Below are 17,082 nucleotides of genomic sequence, written 5' to 3' on the forward strand. Positions count from 1 at the left end.
TGAGGTGAATAAGATGAAATGGTCAGTATTTCAACTAAATCGATACCGTGATACGGGAATAAATATTAATGAAACAGTAGATGTAAGTGACCTTATGGAACGAGAGTCACAAATTAAAAAGATTGACCCAGTTACTGTAACCGGTCGAGGAGACATCGGTGCTGGTAAGATTACTTTTCAATTGCATATTACTGGGGAAATGATATTACCTTGTTCGCGGACATTAGAGGATGTGGAATATCCATTAGATATCCATACAGTAGAAACGTTTCTCTTAAGCGATAATGCCTCGATGTATGAAGATGAAGATATTCATAGTATTGATGGAGAAACCCTTGACTTATTACCGTATGTCAAGGAAAATATCTTACTAGAAGTTCCGTTACAAATTTTCAAAGAGAATATTGAAGAAGGTCAGGAAACAGAGGCGCCTCCAAAAGGTAACGATTGGGAGCTAATCTCTGAAAACGAAAAGCCGAAACAATTGGATCCGAGATTAGCGGAATTAGCTAAATTTTTTGATAAAAATTAAAAAGTTAAGACATATGTTGTAAGGAGGTGGGAACCGTGGCAGTACCTTTTAGAAAAACTTCTAAAACGAAAAAAAGACTTCGCCGTACTCATTTTAAGTTACAAGTTCCAGGCATGGTTGCTTGCCCTAACTGTGGTGAGTTGAAGATTTCACACCGTATCTGTAAAGAGTGTGGACAGTACAAAGGAAAAGAAGTTATTAGCAAATAATAATTTCAGAAAAAAAGTAGAGGATATCCTCTGCTTTTTTTTATTGACTTTTTTTCCTAGTTATATATGGTTGAGATAGATGACTTCAATTGCTAGTAAAGGTGTGACAAACAAATGGAGAAAGTGACTTACAAAAAAATGGGATCTTTATGTTGGATAATGATTAACCGTCCAAACGTTCACAATGCAATTGATTATGATGTCATGGATCAATTGATGTCCCACTTAACTACAGCAGAAAAGGATAGTGGTGTAAAAGCTATCATTTTAACAGGGGCTGGCGAAAAAACGTTTTGTTCTGGTGGAGACTTGCAAAAGTTTCATTCGTTACATACGAAGGAAGAAGCATTGGTAATGCTTTCTAAAATGGGAGATGTTTTATATCGCATTGCGACATTCCCAAAAATTACAGTAGCCTTTTTAAATGGCACGGCTGTTGGTGGAGGGTGTGAACTTGCAACATCATGTGATTACAGACTAGCTCTCCCTGGCAATAAATTTGGATTCATCCAAGGTAGTTTAGGAATAACAACTGGTTGGGGAGGTACTACTCTACTAATGGAAAGAATTCATCCTAGTTTAGCATTGCCATTATTACATTCTTGTGAAAGAAAACAGACAGAGGAAGGTTTGAAAATTGGCTTTATCAATAGCCTTTTAAATAGAGAAGAACCTATTGAAGCACAAATAGAAGAGTGGATTAAACCACTAATTCATCCTAGTTTAGCAGTTTTACAGTCGTATAAAAGTTATTATATCGATCGCCTTCATACACTGGATGTTAAAGTTCGAATGGAGCGTGAAATAGAACAATGTGCAACGCTTTGGCAAGAAAAAGAACATCACGATGCAGTTAATGCTTTTCTGAGAAAGTAACAAGCTCTATAACTACTCTCTTTTCTTCAATATTTTGGAATATTAGTAGAAAACATAGTCTATCTTTTTTCAAGCTTGCATATGTTTGAAGTAAGAATAGAAATATAGGAATGGGAGTGGTTAACATGTCAGTCATTAGGCAAGATGCATGGACAGATAATGAGGATATGATGCTTGCGGAAGTAGTTTTAAGGCATATTCGTGAGGGAAGTACACAGTTAGCAGCATTTGAGGAAATTGGGGCTCAATTAAGAAGATCTGCCGCAGCTTGTGGGTTTCGTTGGAATTCATTAGTTCGAAAAAAATATAATACTGCCGTTGAATTAGCAAAAAAACAACGCAAAGAATTAAAGAAAAAACCAAAAAGAAAAAATGAAAAACATAACTTTACGTATAGTAAACCGCAAGAAAATAGTGAAAATATTACAATTAATCAAGTAATTAATTTCTTGGCTTCTTTAAACAATAACAACAGCAACGCGGATGTTAAACGTGAAAACGATGAGTTGAAAGAAGAAAATGAGCGATTAAAAAGAGATTTAATATTGCTACAAGATAAGTATCAAAGTATTCAGAAGGACTACCGTTCATTATTGGATATTATGAATCGCGCGCGACAAATGATTGTTGTAAATGATGATAAGCAAGCAAAATATAAAAATGGAAATGCTCAATTACAAGATGCAAAAAAATAAGAGGAATTAGCTTTCGCTAATTCCTCTTTATTTATGGAAAAGAAAACCCTAGGCTAGGCCTAGGGTTCTAAAAAGCTTCCAGCGAGGTATTAAAAAAACTCCCCCGAGGTGCTAAAATATTTTTGGTTCGCCAACCAAAATATCAGCATACGGAGGAGTCAGAATGTCAAAAGACAATAATAGTTTAGCACACACAACATGGAATTGTAAGTATCACATCGTGTTTGCACCAAAGTATAGAAGACAAGTCATTTATGGAAGAATAAAAAAAGATATCGGAGAAATACTTCGTGCCTTATGTGAGAGGAAAGGAGTCGAATAATAGAAGCGACTGCCTGTATCGATCACGTACATATGTTAGTTAGTATTCCACCTAAATTAAGTGTATCCTCGTTCGTAGGATACTTGAAAGGAAAAAGTAGTTTAATGATATTCGATCGCCATGCCAATTTGAAATATCGATATGGAAATCGAAAATTTTGGTGTACAGGATATTATGTGGACACAGTAGGAAGAAATAAGAAAGTAATACAAGAATATATAAAAAATCAAATACAAGATGATATAGTCGCAGAACAATTAAGTATGATGGAATATATTGATCCATTCACAGGGGAAGAAACGAAGAAGAAAAAGAAAAGATAAAGGCAGAAGGCCTTTGAGGTCTGGCCAGTAAAAGTAGTACACCTGGCGAACCATTCAGTAGCCCTTTAGGGCTTGGTCAGTAACAAAGGCTTTCAGCCGCAGAGAAAACCACCCGTTATCACGGGTGGTTTTTATTAATCTTCTTTTAATTTTACGCCTTCAGGTAACCAAACTAATGGATTCTCGCCTCTGTCACGTTGTACATCGTAAGTAACCGTTTCAAACCCCATTCTTTCCCAAAAACCATGTGATTGAACACGCGGATTAGTTTTGATTGGTAGTTTAAAGCTTTTAGCGAAGTTTACTAAAGCTGTTCCATACCCTTTGTTGCAATAGTTAGGTAATACTTCCAGTTTCCAAAGTTCTAAAAACTCGTGTTGTGGTTCAAAATATCTGTCGAATTGTTTATCAACCTTATAAAGACTCATACGTGCAACTAATTTATCTCCGAAATAGATACCGTAAAAAGGGGATTCGCTATCATTTTCAATAATATTACTTTGCAAATCTTCAAGCATTGATAACTCTTGTAAGCCATATTGTTTAAACTTTTTAAACTCTTCTAACGTTTTGTAATTTACAATTAATCGTTTTACTTTATAATTTTCCAAACGTATCACCTCTTCTAGAAGTACTCTTAATAAGATATTATACTATCATTTAACGAAAAATTCTGCAAAAAGTTGTCGGAAGTATATAATTTGTATCGATTTTTTATGCTAAAATAGTAAAAAAACACTATTTCTTAAACTGAGGTGAAGTATTGTGAGGATTGCAATCGTTGGAGGAGGAGCTATCGGGTTATTGTTTGCTAACTATTTAACGAAAGCAAATCATCACGTTACAATCATTGTCAGACGAAAAGAACAAGAAATGGAAATAAAGAAACACGGAATATCTTTAACGGGTCAAGAAGAGCAAATGGATGTGGAAGTAAGACAAAGCAACGACTTTATTGAACAGGAATTTGATTTAATCGTTGTTACGGTTAAACAAACGGCTATAAAAGAAGTTGTTTTAAACATAAATCGAGGAATTTTGCGAGCAAATGCGTTCCTTTTTGTACAAAATGGAATGGGGCATTTGACGTCAATTCGTCAATTTAAAAATAAGTCGATATATATAGGTGTCGTTGAGCATGGTGCCAAAAGGATTTCTGACAATATGGTACATCATACTGGGATAGGCAAGGTCAATGTTGGACTGCTAAAGGGAAATGAACATGAACTTCAGGTCCTTGTAAAGCAGTTAACTTCTGAAAAATTCCCAGTCAATTACGCTCAAAATGCAGAGAAAATAGTGAAAGAGAAATTAGTTATTAATGCGGTCATTAACCCTCTAACTGCATTATATCGAATAAAAAATGGCCAATTATTACATAACGAACATTTTATCGCGGTCATGAAAAAATTGTTTGACGAAGCGATGGTAGTTTTAAATTTAGAAAATCGTGCTGACATGTGGGAAGAGATAACTCGTATTTGTAGATCGACTGCAAGCAACGACTCATCGATGCAAGTGGATCTTACAGTAGGTAGAGAAACAGAAATAGAAGCAATAAGTGGTTATATCATTCGGGAAGCAAAGGAAAAAAATATTAGTGTGCCTTTTACGACATTTGTTTATGAGAGTATAAAAGGAATGTCTGCAATTACGGAAAGAGGCTAGGAGGATTCAAAATCATGACAACTTTCATTTCAGGAGTTTTAGCAACAATTGTTACTATCCCTTTTATAGGATTTGCGCTCGCTTTCTTTATTTCTTCTAAAATATTATTAGATAATAAACGAGCGGTCAAAATAGCAGCGGATGCTTCTACCATCTTATTTATGATTTCTGTTCATTTTATTATTTACGAAATTTGGCAGCAATCTTTCTTATGGTTAATCTTAATTGTTATATTAGTAACAGCAATAGCGATGGCGCTGTTACAACGGAGCTTATATGATGATATCCACATACTAAAAATATTAAAAGGTACATGGCGTGTTAACTTTTTATTATTTGTGTTATGTTATCTCGTTTTATTTACCTATGGATTAACGGCAAAAGTGCTTACAGCGTTTTCATAAGTCAATTTCTTTTGAAAGTAATGCTTCTTTTGCTATACTCGGAAGAAGTAATTAGAAGTAGAAAGGGCGTAGAAGATGGAAGTAGTAGAGCTTACGCTGCCGCAAAAAAATGCCTTTGCCTCTACATATTTAGAGCAAACGGATCGAGTGATGTCGTTCTTTCATTACAATTATAAAGAGCAAAAAAGCTTTGAAGAAAGACGAAAAGAACTTGCAGAACGAAGCTTTCCTAGAGAGAAGCTAGTTCATGTACTTACAAATTATAATAAGAAATTTAACTTTACTAATAAAACGTTGCAAAATATCTCAAAATTAAAAGATGCAAATACGACTGTAGTCATTGGTGGTCAACAAGCAGGATTGTTAACTGGACCACTTTATTCCATTCATAAAATAATTTCCATTATTCAGTTGGCTGAGCAGCAAGAACAAAAATTAGGTCATCCTGTCGTTCCAGTATTTTGGATAGCTGGGGAAGATCATGACTTTCAAGAAATTAACCATGTTTACACGAGTAAACAGGGTAAAATTAGTAAAAACATTATTCCTCATAAAATCTCGGAAAAAGAACCTGTATCACATGTTTTAATAGACAAGCAGATAACTAAGAAATGGATGAGGGAAGTTGTTGCTACATACGGAGACAGAGAATATACGAAAGAAATACTTCAATTATTAGAAGAAAAGATTGAGGTGTCAACTAGTTATACTGACTTTTTTGCACACTTAATTTCTTCGTTACTTCCTAACAGTGGATTAATTTTAGTCGATGCACAAGATCATGCAATTCGTGAATTAGAAGGACCATTTTTCGAGAAATTAATAACGGAGAATGAGAAACTTCAACAGGCTATTAAAGGCAAAGAACTAGAAATGAAGAAAGAACAATATTCCCTCCCTTTTACAAGTGACGATTTAGATACAAACTTGTTTTTCTTAAGTAGTGGGAATCGAGTATTACTTGAGCGGACAAAGCAGGGCTATTATTGGGGAAAGCATAATGAAGTAATGCTAAAGTCGGATGAATTATTAACCTTTGCAAAAACATCTCCACAATTATTGAGTAATAACGTAGCAACACGGCCACTAATGCAAGACTACGTATTTCCAACGTTAGCTTTTATCGCTGGACCAGGTGAAATTGCTTACTGGGGCCTGTTAAAAGATGCTTTTTCTTTGTACAATATGAAGATGCCACCTGTCGTTCCGCGCCACATGGTGACAATTATCGAACGTCATATAGAAAAACGAATGGCACATTACCAATTGTCAGACAAGTCTATCTTGCTTGCTGGTACAAGGTCTGAAAAAGAAGCTTGGTTAAAACAGCAAACGAAAGTAGATATCGACAGTACTTTTAGAAAAGTGAAAAGTGAATTAGAAAAGATTCATCGTAACCTTAGACAAGAAATGAATACTATATCGCCAAGTTTGAATGAATATGGCAAGCATAATTTAGAATACTTAAATAGACAGTTAACAAATTATGAGAACAAAGTGAAGAAGATAATAGTTGAGCAACAATCAGTCGATCTAAAACGCTTTGATGATATTGACATAGCGTTGAGACCTTTGCAAGCACCACAAGAAAGAATGTGGTCAGTCATATATTATATAAATCGCTATGGTCTTGATTTTTGCGAGCGGCTTCTTAATTTGGAGCTAAGTTTTAATGATAAACATAAAATAATTAAACTTTGAAACCCGCATATTTTATTGCGGGTTTTTCCTTTTTTTAGGTTTTTTTCAGATTGGTGTGGTGAAAAGTGGAGGGTTGTGGTAAATTATAGTTAGAAAGTGGGGACAAGGGGGTAATCTGCATGTTCATGGGAGAATATAACCATAATATCGATGAAAAAGGCAGACTTATCGTCCCAGCAAAGTTTCGTGATAATCTTGGATCAACCTTCGTTGTGACAAGAGGGTTAGATACTTGTCTCTTTGTATATCCAATGTCAGAGTGGAAAAAACTTGAAGACAAGCTGAAATCACTTCCATTCACGAAAAAAGATGCCCGAGCTTTTACTCGTTTTTTCTTCTCAGGAGCAACAGAGAGTGAAATTGATAAACAAGGACGAGTTAATATTTCAGCACCACTTAGAAACTACGGAAAATTAGATAAAGAATGTGTCGTCATTGGCGTTTCTAATCGCATTGAAATTTGGAGTAAGAATATTTGGGAGCCATATTTTGAAGAATCAGGAGAATCTTTTGCAGATATTGCGGAAAATATGATTGACTTTGACATGTAGAACGAATACTAATGATGATTTACTAAACTATACATACAAGGATTGGTGTCAAATGTTCGAACATATTACAGTGTTAAAAAGCGAAGCTGTAGCAGGATTAAACATAAAAGAAGATGGCATTTATGTAGATTGTACGTTAGGTGGAGCTGGACATAGTGAAACTATATTGGCTCAACTCTCCGAAAATGGTCACTTATATGCTTTTGATCAAGACCAAACAGCAATTGATCATGCGATGAAGAAGTTAGCTAAATATGAAAATAAGACGATTATTAAAAGTAATTTCAGATATTTAAAAGAAAAACTTCAAGAACTAGGTGTTAATCAAGTAGATGGCATTTTATTTGATTTAGGCGTTTCTTCTCCTCAATTAGATGAGGCGGAGCGAGGGTTTAGTTTTCACCAAGACGCACCTTTAGATATGCGTATGGATCGAGATGCAGAATTATCGGCGTATGATGTTGTTAATCAATGGGAGTTTAATGACTTAGTTCGAATTTTTTACCGATATGGGGAAGAAAAATTTTCGAAGCAAGTAGCACGGAAAATTGAAGCATATCGACAATCAAAGCCAATTGAAACTACGAGTGAACTGGTAGAAATTATTAAAGACGCAATTCCTGCGCCAGCAAGAAGAAAAGGTGGTCATCCAGCAAAACGAATTTTCCAAGCAATTCGTATCGCAGTAAATGATGAACTAGGAGCTTTTGAAGATGCTTTAGAATCATCCATTGAGCTAATAGCACCTAAAGGTAGAATTAGTGTAATAACATTCCACTCATTAGAAGATCGCATTTGTAAACAAATGTTTAAACAAGCTAGCACCGGTCCAGAATTACCGCCTGGTCTACCTGTAATACCAGATGCTTATAAACCGACATTGTCATTAGTGACAAGAAAACCTATTTTACCTACTGAAAATGAATTAACAGAAAATAAACGCGCGCGTTCAGCAAAACTAAGAGTAGCAGAAAAAAACTAAGGGGTGATAATTTTGGACAATTTAGCACATCATCTTCAACCGAAAAGAAAAGAGGAAGTTGAAAAAAAAGTTAATAGAAGTCCTATTGAAAAACCTAAAAAGTTTCGAATTACGCTGGGGGAAAAAATACTAGTCATTGCTTGTAGTATAGTTTTAGCAACGCTAGCGATTACTATTGTCTCAAAGTCAGCTGTTATTTACTTAGAGAATCGTGAATTACAAACGCTTGAACAGCAGGTGGAAAATCAGCTTAAAATAAATCGGGATTTAAATTTTCAAGTTACAGAATTGAGCTCACCTGAAAGAATTCGAAAAATTGCAGAAGAAGAACTAGGGATGAAGCTTGATAGTAAAAAAGTAAAATTTGTAGGGCAATAGTGAGTGATGAACATGAATGAACATAAAAACCATAAAATCAGTAGAAGAGCAGGGATGATGATCGGCATATTTATCCTGCTCTTTTTCGTTCTAACATCTAGAATAATATATATTCAACTAAAACAAGAGGTCCAAGGTTATCCATTACAGGAAATGGCAGTAGAAGAATGGACGAAAAAACATGAGCTTTTTGCAGATAGAGGAATTATTTATGATCGTAATGGGATAGAAATTGCAAAAAATGTACCAGCATATACAATCATTGCAATCTTAAAAGATGGTGGCGCAATGGAACCTATTGATGACCCTTATGACGTTGCAGCCAAACTAGCACCAATTCTTGATATTGAAACTAGTGAACTAGTAAACCGTTTAACAAGCAAGTCGGCGTATCAAGTCGAATTTGGTCCTAAAGGTAGAAATATAAGTTTTACTAAAAAACAACAGATAGAAAACCTAGGTCTTAAAGGAATAAGCTTCATTCAAAACATGAGAAGACTGTATCCTAACAACGTTTTTGCTTCTCATGTACTTGGTTACACAACACTTGACCAATCGGACGCAGATGGACGAGAAAAGGGTGTTATGGGTATCGAAGCTTATACGAATGACTATTTATTAGAAAAGAACGGATCAATATCTTTTCGAACAGATAAAAAAAGGGAGTTTAAGCTGCCTGATCCGAAAGAATTAATAGACCCACCGAATAATGGTGATCATGTTTATTTAACAATTGATCAAAAAATTCAAACGTTTGTTGAACATGCTTTAACAAAGGTAGAGGCTGAATTTAATCCAGAAAAAATTATTGCCATCGTTGCTGATGCAAAGACAGGGAAAATTTTAGCGATGAGTAATCGTCCAAGCTTTGACCCAAATCTACGTAATATAACTAACTGGACAAACTATGCAATTTCAGCTCGCTATGAGCCGGGATCTACGATGAAAGTATTTACGTTAGCAGCTGCAATTGAAGAAGAGATGTTCTTCGCTGATGAATTGTACCAATCTGGTCAATACTCTGTATATGGAACAGTTATTAATGACCATAACTATGGTTTAGGTTGGGGGAAAATTAGCTATTTAGAAGGTGTTCAACGTTCTTCCAATGTTGCTTTTTCCATTATAGCTGAACAAATGGGACCTGATATTTTATTAGAGTATTACGAGAAGATGGGGTTAACAAAGAAAACTGGAATTGATTTACCGAATGAAGTAAACAGCACTTTTCTTTATGACTACCCGTTAGAGCAAATTTCTACTGCTTGGGGACAGGGTTCTGCAATAACACCTATTCAACAAGTGCAAGCGACAACTGCTATTACGAATGATGGGAACATGATGAAACCTTACATTATTGAAAAAATAATAGATTCAGATACGGAAGAAGTGTTACTTGAAAATAAACCTGAAATAGTTAGTAATCCAATTTCTGCAAAAACTGCCAAACGAGTACGAGATATTTTAGAAACGGTTATTACTGCTCCGGCGGGTACAGCGAAATCATACTATCTGGAAGGCTATCAAGTTGCTGGAAAAACTGGAACTGCACAAATACCAGACCCTGCAACAGGACATTACTTAACTGGTTGGGGAAATAATATTTATTCTTTTTTAGGGTTCGCGCCGAAAGATGACCCAAAATTGATTGTGTATGTAGCTGTTGATCGACCTAAAATAAATAGTACACAATCAGGGTCATTACCCGTTTCGACTGCAGTGAAGATGATTATGAAAAGTAGTTTGCAATACTTAGAAATTGATCCGACAACTAATAGTGAAAATTCGCCTAAACAAAAAGGAAATCATTCTATTACATTAAAAGATTACACTTCTAAACATGTCAATGAAGCATCGACGGAATTAAAAGCTCTAGGGTTAGAAGTCATACGTATTGGTAGTGGTGATCGCGTAGTCAAGCAAGCCCCTTATGCAGGTAATGTATTATATGATGGTGAAAAAGTGTTCTTATATGTCGATGGCAAAGCGAAAATACCAAACATGACTGGTTGGTCAAAACGGGACGTGTTAAAGCTGTGTGCAGTGATGGAACTTAAACCTAACATTATTGGTTCGGGCTTTGTTATTAAACAAAACATTCCTGCGGACACGAAATTAAAGCGAGGCGATTACCTAGTCGTTGAATTAGAAAGTAAAATATTAAAGCAAGAACCTGAAGGTGAATCAAGCGAAGAGGTTAATGAAACTGATGAAACTGGAACGGATTAGTCACTCCCACATAACCGTCTTTTAGAATAATGCTTTAACCGGTGATTTTTAATATCTTATAGAAAACGTGATACCTGTTCCCCTTTTAGGGAGCAGGTATTTTTTTTGCCATAATAAAATTGTTTTGGCTAACAGCAAAATTTATTAACTCGAAAATACCTCAATTATTCTTTTTAACCTCATTGTTGAATACCAATATATTGTAGAAGTACTTCAAATAAAATTACCCATTTAAAATAGCATTTTTCTATTTTTTCAATCCACTCTAATACGCTTGAAATGTTCTAATCGGTTACGTACAAGCATATGAATGAAACGAGCTATTTTGAAGGGGGCACCTGACTTGCGAGTTTCAAATGTGACTGTACGTAAAAGGTTAGTAGCAATTCTTTTAGGTGGATTATTCATCTTTGCATTAATCGATATTAGATTAGGATACGTTCAATTATCTTTAGGAAATTGGCTTTCTGAAAAAGCGCATGATTCATGGGGGAGAAATGTAGATTTTGAACCGAAGCGTGGAAAGATTTTAGATCGTAATGGTCAAGAGTTAGCAACAAACATAAGTGCACCAACAGTTTTTGTAGTACCAAGGCAAATTAAAGACCCAGTTGCAGTTGCAGAAAAACTAGCTGCAACATTAAATATGTCAAAGAAACAAGCATATGAATACGTAACGAAAAATGCTTCCATTGTGAAATTTAATCAAGGAGGCAGAAAAATAAGCAATGAAAAGGCAGATGAAATTCGAGCGTTAAGACTAGATGGAGTCTACGTTGCCGAAGATTCAAAAAGGCATTATCCGTACGGTGATTATTTATCACATGTCTTAGGATTTGCTGGTATTGATAATCAAGGCTTAACAGGTCTAGAACTCGTATACGATAGCAAATTAAAAGGTGAAAAAGGATATGTTTCATTTTTTTCGGATGCAAAAGGCAGAAGAATGCCTAATTTAGCTGATGAATATGAGGCTCCTAAAAACGGCTTAGATTTACGCCTAACGATTGACCACCAAGTGCAAACGATTATTGAGCGTGAATTAGATGAGGCAATGGCCATGTATAACCCTGATGGTGCTATCGCTATTGCTGTAAATCCGAACACAGGAGAAGTTTTAGCGATGTCGAGTCGTCCGTCGTTTAATCCGGAAAATTATCAACGAGTAGCCCCTGAAGTGTACAATCGCAATCTTCCAGTTTGGGCGCAATATGAGCCAGGTTCAACTTTTAAAATTATTACATTAACAGCTGCAATAGAAGAGAACTTAGTAGATTTAGAGGAAGAGAAATTTCACGATCCAGGATATATAGATGTCGCCGGTACACACCTCCATTGTTGGAGAAGAAGCGGACATGGTAGCCAAACATTTTTAGAAGTAGTGCAAAATTCCTGTAACCCAGGGTTTGTTGTATTAGGAGAGAGGCTTGGAAAGGAAAAATTATTTTCGTATATAAAAGACTTTGGTTTTGGTCAAAAAACTGGAATTGACTTATTAGGTGAAGGATCTGGAATATTATTTGCTCCAGAAAGAGTTGGTCCACTTGAACTCGCTACTACAGCATTCGGTCAAGGGGTATCAGTAACACCTATTCAACAAGTAATGGCTGTATCTGCAGCAATAAACGGAGGATATTTATATCAACCATACATTGCAAAAGAATGGGTTAATCCAGACACAGGTAAAGTAGTCGAAAGAACAACTCCAATCTTGAAAAAGCAAATTATTTCAAATGAAACGTCAGAGTTAGTAAGGCATGCACTAGAAAGTGTTGTTGCACAAGGAACTGGTAAGAACGCATTTGTTGATGGTTATCGAGTAGGAGGGAAGACAGGTACAGCACAAAAAGCAGTAAATGGTGCGTATTTGAAAGATAATCATATCGTTTCCTTTATCGGATTTGCTCCTGCTGATGACCCACAAATCGTAGTCTACTTAGCTATTGATAACCCGAAAAATACCGTTCAATTTGGTGGGGTTGTTGCAGCACCTATCGTTGGAAACATTATCGACGATGCTTTACGAGCTTTGAACGTAGAAAAACGAACAGATGGTATCGAAAAAGAAAAAACATGGCAAGACGATTTAATTGTTACATTACCTAACTTAATTGGTAAGACGACGAAAGAAGTTCGTAATATGTATTACGACTTAAAAATAGAAGTTTCTGGTAAAGGGGATCTAATCGTTGATCAATTACCAGCACCAGGTACAAAAGTGCAAGCAGGCAGCAAAGTTAGGCTTTATTTAACGGAAAAGCCTAAAGACGATACAGATGATTAAAGCCAAGGTATTTCTTTCCTTGGCTTATTTTTTCAAAAAAATACCGGAAGTTTTAATTGTTGCAAGTGGATTGCGCTTGCTTAAATTAGAGCGTGGTTGAAAGAGGGGGAACTTGCATAATGATGAAATTAGAAGCCTTACTTAAGCATTTATTTTCATACACATATGAAGGCGACACTAATATTAACCTTTCTTCCATTGAAATAGATTCGAGACTACAGCAAGAAGGTAGTTTGTTTGTTTGTATTAGAGGATCGAATAATGATGGTCATCAATTTGCGAAGCAAGCAGTAGATAATGGTGCGGTTGCAGTTGTGGCAGAATACAAACTGAAGTTAGATGTACCGGTAATTGTTGTTCCAAACACGAAAAAGGCATTGGCGATTTTAGCTGACGCTTTTTATGGTAAGCCTAGTCAGAAAATGAAATTAATCGGAATTACTGGAACGAATGGTAAAACTACTATTTCCTATTTATTAGAAAAGATATTACAGGATAGACAAATGAAAACTGGATTAATCGGTACTATTAATATGAAAATAAATAATGAAAGCTATGATGTTAAGAATACGACGCCAGATGCATTATTTTTGCAAAGAGCTTTTAGGAGAATGCTAGATAATGATGTTGAAATTGTTATCATGGAAGTATCTTCCCATGCCCTTGACTATGGCCGAGTTTGGGGTTGTGATTTCAATATTGCTGTATTTACTAATTTATCTCAAGAGCATTTAGACTACCATAAAACAATGGTAGAATATAAGTACGCTAAAAGCTTACTATTCTCTCAGTTAGGGAATACTTATCATGAAGAAAATAAAAAAATTGCAATAATAAATGAAGATGATGAACAGGCAATGACAATGAAAAAAGTTACTTCTGCTCATACATTATCTTATAGTATTGAGAAAAAAGCAGATTTTCGAGCGAAAGAAATCGATTATAATGGAGAAGGAACTACATTTACTTTAGTGACTGCGCACGAAGAAATGAAAGTGCAATTAAAGTTACTTGGTATTTTTAGTGTTTACAATGCATTAGCAGCAATTGCGACAAGCTTCGCGGCAGGAGTACCTGTGAAAGAAAGTGTAAGAAGCTTAGAAAAAGTGACTGGAGTTCCAGGGCGCTTTGAAGTTGTTCAGGCAGGTCAAAAATTTCCTGTCATCGTTGATTACGCGCATACACCTGATAGTTTAGAGAATGCATTAATAACAATTAATGAATTTGCAAGAGGAAAAATATTTGTTGTCGTTGGTTGTGGTGGAGATCGCGATAAAATAAAACGACCTTTAATGGCTTCCATTGCCGAACAATATAGTGATGTCACAATCTTTACATCAGATAACCCTAGAACAGAAGATCCAGAAAAAATAATAAAAGACATGGAAGAAGGTGTAAAAGGGAAAGAATATTTAGTAATATTAAATAGAGAGAAGGCGATTAAATATGCCGTCTCACAAGCAACAGATAATGATGTTATATTAATTGCAGGTAAAGGTCATGAAACTTATCAAACAATTGGTACTAAAAATTATAAATTTGATGATCGTGAAGTGGCAAGAAATGCAATAAAGGAGCTATAAGAATGAACATTACATTACATGACTGCAAAAATCTTTTTTCAACCTACCGTCACTATGGCGATTTAGATGTCGAAATTAATAGAGTTGCTACGGATACGAGAAAGCCAATGGAAAAAGCGCTCTTTATTCCTATTGTCGGTGAAAGGTTTAATGGGCATGATTACTTGAAGGAAGCAATTCATCAAGGTGCAGTTGCGGCACTTTGGCAAAAAGATATTCCAATTCCGAAATTCATTCCGACTTTATTTCCAATGATCTTAGTTGATGATACGACGAAAGCAACACAACAATTAGCTTCATATCTATTAGAAAAACAAAAACCTATAGTTGTAGGTGTAACAGGTAGTAATGGAAAAACGACTACCAAAGACTTGCTAGATGCAGTTCTATCTGAAAAGTATACTACTCATAAAACAGTTGGCAATTTTAATAACCATTTAGGATTGCCTTTCACTGTTTTAAATATGCCGAAAGAATGCAACTGTATTATACTTGAAATGGGTATGGATAAGTTTGGTGAGATTCAATTGTTAAGTGAAATTGCCAAACCTGATTTTGCTATTATTACTAATATTGGAGAATCCCATATTGAGAATTTAGGAAGTAGAGAGGGGATTGCAAAAGCAAAACTTGAAATTACTGAAGGACTAAAAGAAAATGGTCTATTAATTGTTGATGGCGATGAGCCTTTACTAAGAAATGCATACGCTGGAGAAACAATCTATTGTGGCTATAAGCAAGGTAATACATATGAACTAATGGTAAAAAAGACCGATGAAAGAGGGATATCATTTACTTGTAATCATCAAGAATATATCATTCCGATGCTCGGTGAACATAATGTGAAAAATACATCACTTGTTATTGCACTTGCAGACAAACTAGGGTTAAGCAGAGAAGACATTCAAAGAGGCTTAAATAAAGTTAAAGTAACAGCAATGAGACTGCAAGTACTTCCTGGTAAAAATGGCTCCCTTATCATAAATGACGCTTATAATGCAAGCCCAACATCGATGAAAGCAGCTGTTCAAACGTTAAAGCAATTAAAGGATTACGATCGGAAAATTGCTGTGTTAGGTGATATGTATGAATTAGGTCATGACGAAGAAAACTTACACCGATCTGTTGCAGAAGTTATTGAACCTCCAGTAACTGATGTATTTACAGTCGGAGAAAAAGGCCGATGGATCGCCTCTGAACTAATGGATAAGAGCAAAAACATAAATATTGTACATTTTCCGACTAAAGAAGAAGCAATAGAAGAACTTAACAAAACATTATCTCCACAAACGGTTATTTTGTTTAAAGCATCTAGAGGGTTAAAGCTAGAAACGTTAGCAGAAGTGTTTGTAAAGGAAGAGAGGGAGTAACACATGCGTGAAATTGATTTAATTCTTACATTATTTGGAGCATTCTTTATTGCAGTTATTTTATCACCTATTTTTATCCCGTTTTTAAGAAGGTTGAAATTTGGACAAAGCATTCGTGAAGATGTACCTGAGCACCAAAAAAAATCTGGAACACCTACGATGGGTGGAGTTGTCATCTTACTAGCAGCAATAATTACTTCTATTGCAATGGCAGATTGGTTAAATGTGCTAACAACTGAAATGATATTATTGTTATTTGTTACAATAGGATATGGATTAATAGGCTTTTTAGATGACTTTATAAGTGTAGTCTTGAAACGTAACTTAGGATTAAATTCAAAGCAAAAATTGTTAGGGCAGTTAATTATTGCTGCAATTTTCTTTTATGTATTAACAAAGAATGGGTTTTCAACGGTTGTCTCCATTCCTGGAACAGATTTATCGTATGAATTAGGGAGCTTTTATGTCATCCTCATTATTCTTATTCTAATTGGTGGATCCAATGCTACAAATTTAACAGATGGTTTAGATGGTTTGCTTGCCGGAACAGCAGCGATTGCTTTTGGAGCTTTTGCAGTACTTGCATGGAGTCAAGGGCAAAACGAAGTTGCGGTATTTTCAGTAGCTATTGTAGGAGCAGTTTTAGGATTTCTAGTCTTCAACGCACATCCTGCTAAAGTGTTTATGGGTGATACAGGATCACTAGCTTTAGGTGGTGCAATTGCGGCAATCGCAATCATTACGAAATTAGAAATACTATTAGTTATTATTGGTGGCGTATTTGTAATTGAAACATTATCAGTTATTATTCAAGTAATATCATTTCAATCAAGAGGTAAACGTGTATTTAAAAAGACTCCAATTCACCATCATTATGAACTATCAGGATGGTCAGAATGGCGTATAGTTGTTACTTTTTGGTTAGTTGGTTTTCTACTTGCTGTATTAGGAATTTACATTGAGGTGTGGATATAA

At 35.3% G+C, this 17,082-nt stretch carries 16 protein-coding genes and 1 pseudogene; 16 read left to right on the forward strand and 1 reads right to left on the reverse strand.

The window, feature by feature from the left end; translation table 11 throughout:
- Positions 1-13: 13 nt before the first annotated feature.
- The 5 genes and pseudogenes from CIB95_RS02685 to tnpA all read left to right on the forward strand — a co-directional run bounded on the left by CIB95_RS02685 (position 14) and on the right by tnpA (position 2,957).
- Positions 14-532, forward strand: a complete 519-nt coding sequence (locus CIB95_RS02685) for a YceD family protein (protein ID WP_094921462.1) — start codon at positions 14-16, stop codon at positions 530-532.
- A 35-nt stretch (positions 533-567) separates the two neighbouring features.
- Positions 568-741 (forward strand): 50S ribosomal protein L32, encoded by a 174-nt coding sequence (rpmF, locus tag CIB95_RS02690; RefSeq protein WP_094921464.1) that lies wholly within the window; start codon positions 568-570, stop codon positions 739-741.
- 114 nt (positions 742-855) lie between these two features.
- Positions 856-1,617 (forward strand): enoyl-CoA hydratase/isomerase family protein, encoded by a 762-nt coding sequence (locus CIB95_RS02695; protein ID WP_094921466.1) that lies wholly within the window; start codon positions 856-858, stop codon positions 1,615-1,617.
- A gap of 125 nt (positions 1,618-1,742) precedes the next feature.
- Positions 1,743-2,312 (forward strand): RsfA family transcriptional regulator, encoded by a 570-nt coding sequence (locus CIB95_RS02700; RefSeq protein WP_094921468.1) that lies wholly within the window; start codon positions 1,743-1,745, stop codon positions 2,310-2,312.
- A 163-nt stretch (positions 2,313-2,475) separates the two neighbouring features.
- Positions 2,476-2,957, forward strand: a pseudogene (gene tnpA, locus CIB95_RS02705) (IS200/IS605 family transposase).
- Between the two features lie 134 nt (positions 2,958-3,091).
- Here tnpA and CIB95_RS02710 read toward each other — a convergent pair.
- Positions 3,092-3,568 carry an N-acetyltransferase gene (locus tag CIB95_RS02710; RefSeq protein ID WP_094921470.1) on the reverse strand — a complete coding sequence of 159 codons (477 nt, stop codon included), beginning with the start codon at positions 3,566-3,568 and terminating at the stop codon, positions 3,092-3,094.
- A 154-nt stretch (positions 3,569-3,722) separates the two neighbouring features.
- On the opposite strand from CIB95_RS02710, the gene CIB95_RS02715 reads away from it, so the two are divergent.
- From CIB95_RS02715 to mraY, 11 genes are all read left to right on the forward strand, one after another.
- Positions 3,723-4,625 carry a 2-dehydropantoate 2-reductase gene (locus CIB95_RS02715; RefSeq protein WP_158217547.1) on the forward strand — a complete coding sequence of 301 codons (903 nt, stop codon included), beginning with the start codon at positions 3,723-3,725 and terminating at the stop codon, positions 4,623-4,625.
- A gap of 14 nt (positions 4,626-4,639) precedes the next feature.
- Positions 4,640-5,029 (forward strand): DUF3397 domain-containing protein, encoded by a 390-nt coding sequence (locus tag CIB95_RS02720; protein ID WP_094921474.1) that lies wholly within the window; start codon positions 4,640-4,642, stop codon positions 5,027-5,029.
- Positions 5,030-5,104: 75 nt separating this feature from the next.
- Positions 5,105-6,730, forward strand: a complete 1,626-nt coding sequence (gene bshC / locus CIB95_RS02725; RefSeq protein ID WP_094921476.1) for a bacillithiol biosynthesis cysteine-adding enzyme BshC — start codon at positions 5,105-5,107, stop codon at positions 6,728-6,730.
- 119 nt (positions 6,731-6,849) lie between these two features.
- Positions 6,850-7,281, forward strand: a complete 432-nt coding sequence (gene mraZ / locus CIB95_RS02730) for a division/cell wall cluster transcriptional repressor MraZ (protein ID WP_094921478.1) — start codon at positions 6,850-6,852, stop codon at positions 7,279-7,281.
- A 52-nt stretch (positions 7,282-7,333) separates the two neighbouring features.
- Positions 7,334-8,263, forward strand: a complete 930-nt coding sequence (gene rsmH, locus CIB95_RS02735; protein ID WP_094921480.1) for a 16S rRNA (cytosine(1402)-N(4))-methyltransferase RsmH — start codon at positions 7,334-7,336, stop codon at positions 8,261-8,263.
- A 12-nt stretch (positions 8,264-8,275) separates the two neighbouring features.
- Positions 8,276-8,641: a cell division protein FtsL gene (gene ftsL, locus CIB95_RS02740; protein WP_158217548.1), complete on the forward strand. Its 366-nt coding sequence runs from the start codon at positions 8,276-8,278 to the stop codon at positions 8,639-8,641.
- A 12-nt stretch (positions 8,642-8,653) separates the two neighbouring features.
- Positions 8,654-10,870, forward strand: a complete 2,217-nt coding sequence (locus tag CIB95_RS02745) for a penicillin-binding protein (RefSeq protein ID WP_158217549.1) — start codon at positions 8,654-8,656, stop codon at positions 10,868-10,870.
- A gap of 343 nt (positions 10,871-11,213) precedes the next feature.
- Positions 11,214-13,154, forward strand: coding sequence for a stage V sporulation protein D (locus CIB95_RS02750; protein WP_094921486.1), 1,941 nt, complete (start codon positions 11,214-11,216; stop codon positions 13,152-13,154).
- Positions 13,155-13,276: 122 nt separating this feature from the next.
- Entirely contained in the window at positions 13,277-14,737 is a 1,461-nt protein-coding gene (locus tag CIB95_RS02755; protein ID WP_094922150.1) for a UDP-N-acetylmuramoyl-L-alanyl-D-glutamate--2,6-diaminopimelate ligase, read from the forward strand.
- A gap of 2 nt (positions 14,738-14,739) precedes the next feature.
- Entirely contained in the window at positions 14,740-16,107 is a 1,368-nt protein-coding gene (locus CIB95_RS02760; RefSeq protein ID WP_094921488.1) for a UDP-N-acetylmuramoyl-tripeptide--D-alanyl-D-alanine ligase, read from the forward strand.
- A gap of 3 nt (positions 16,108-16,110) precedes the next feature.
- Entirely contained in the window at positions 16,111-17,082 is a 972-nt protein-coding gene (gene mraY, locus CIB95_RS02765; RefSeq protein ID WP_094921490.1) for a phospho-N-acetylmuramoyl-pentapeptide-transferase, read from the forward strand.

The organism is Lottiidibacillus patelloidae, from assembly GCF_002262935.1.
Taxonomy (GTDB): Bacteria; Bacillota; Bacilli; order Bacillales; family SA5d-4; genus Lottiidibacillus; species Lottiidibacillus patelloidae.

Coding starts and splice junctions, on each gene's coding strand:
- CIB95_RS02685 (WP_094921462.1), top strand. CDS start 14: ATGAAATGGTCAGTATTTCAACTAAATCGATACCGTGATACGGGAATA.
- CIB95_RS02695 (WP_094921466.1), top strand. CDS start 856: ATGGAGAAAGTGACTTACAAAAAAATGGGATCTTTATGTTGGATAATG.
- CIB95_RS02700 (WP_094921468.1), top strand. CDS start 1,743: ATGTCAGTCATTAGGCAAGATGCATGGACAGATAATGAGGATATGATG.
- CIB95_RS02720 (WP_094921474.1), top strand. CDS start 4,640: ATGACAACTTTCATTTCAGGAGTTTTAGCAACAATTGTTACTATCCCT.
- bshC (WP_094921476.1), top strand. CDS start 5,105: ATGGAAGTAGTAGAGCTTACGCTGCCGCAAAAAAATGCCTTTGCCTCT.
- mraZ (WP_094921478.1), top strand. CDS start 6,850: ATGTTCATGGGAGAATATAACCATAATATCGATGAAAAAGGCAGACTT.
- rsmH (WP_094921480.1), top strand. CDS start 7,334: ATGTTCGAACATATTACAGTGTTAAAAAGCGAAGCTGTAGCAGGATTA.
- CIB95_RS02745 (WP_158217549.1), top strand. CDS start 8,654: ATGAATGAACATAAAAACCATAAAATCAGTAGAAGAGCAGGGATGATG.
- CIB95_RS02755 (WP_094922150.1), top strand. CDS start 13,277: ATGAAATTAGAAGCCTTACTTAAGCATTTATTTTCATACACATATGAA.
- CIB95_RS02760 (WP_094921488.1), top strand. CDS start 14,740: ATGAACATTACATTACATGACTGCAAAAATCTTTTTTCAACCTACCGT.
- mraY (WP_094921490.1), top strand. CDS start 16,111: ATGCGTGAAATTGATTTAATTCTTACATTATTTGGAGCATTCTTTATT.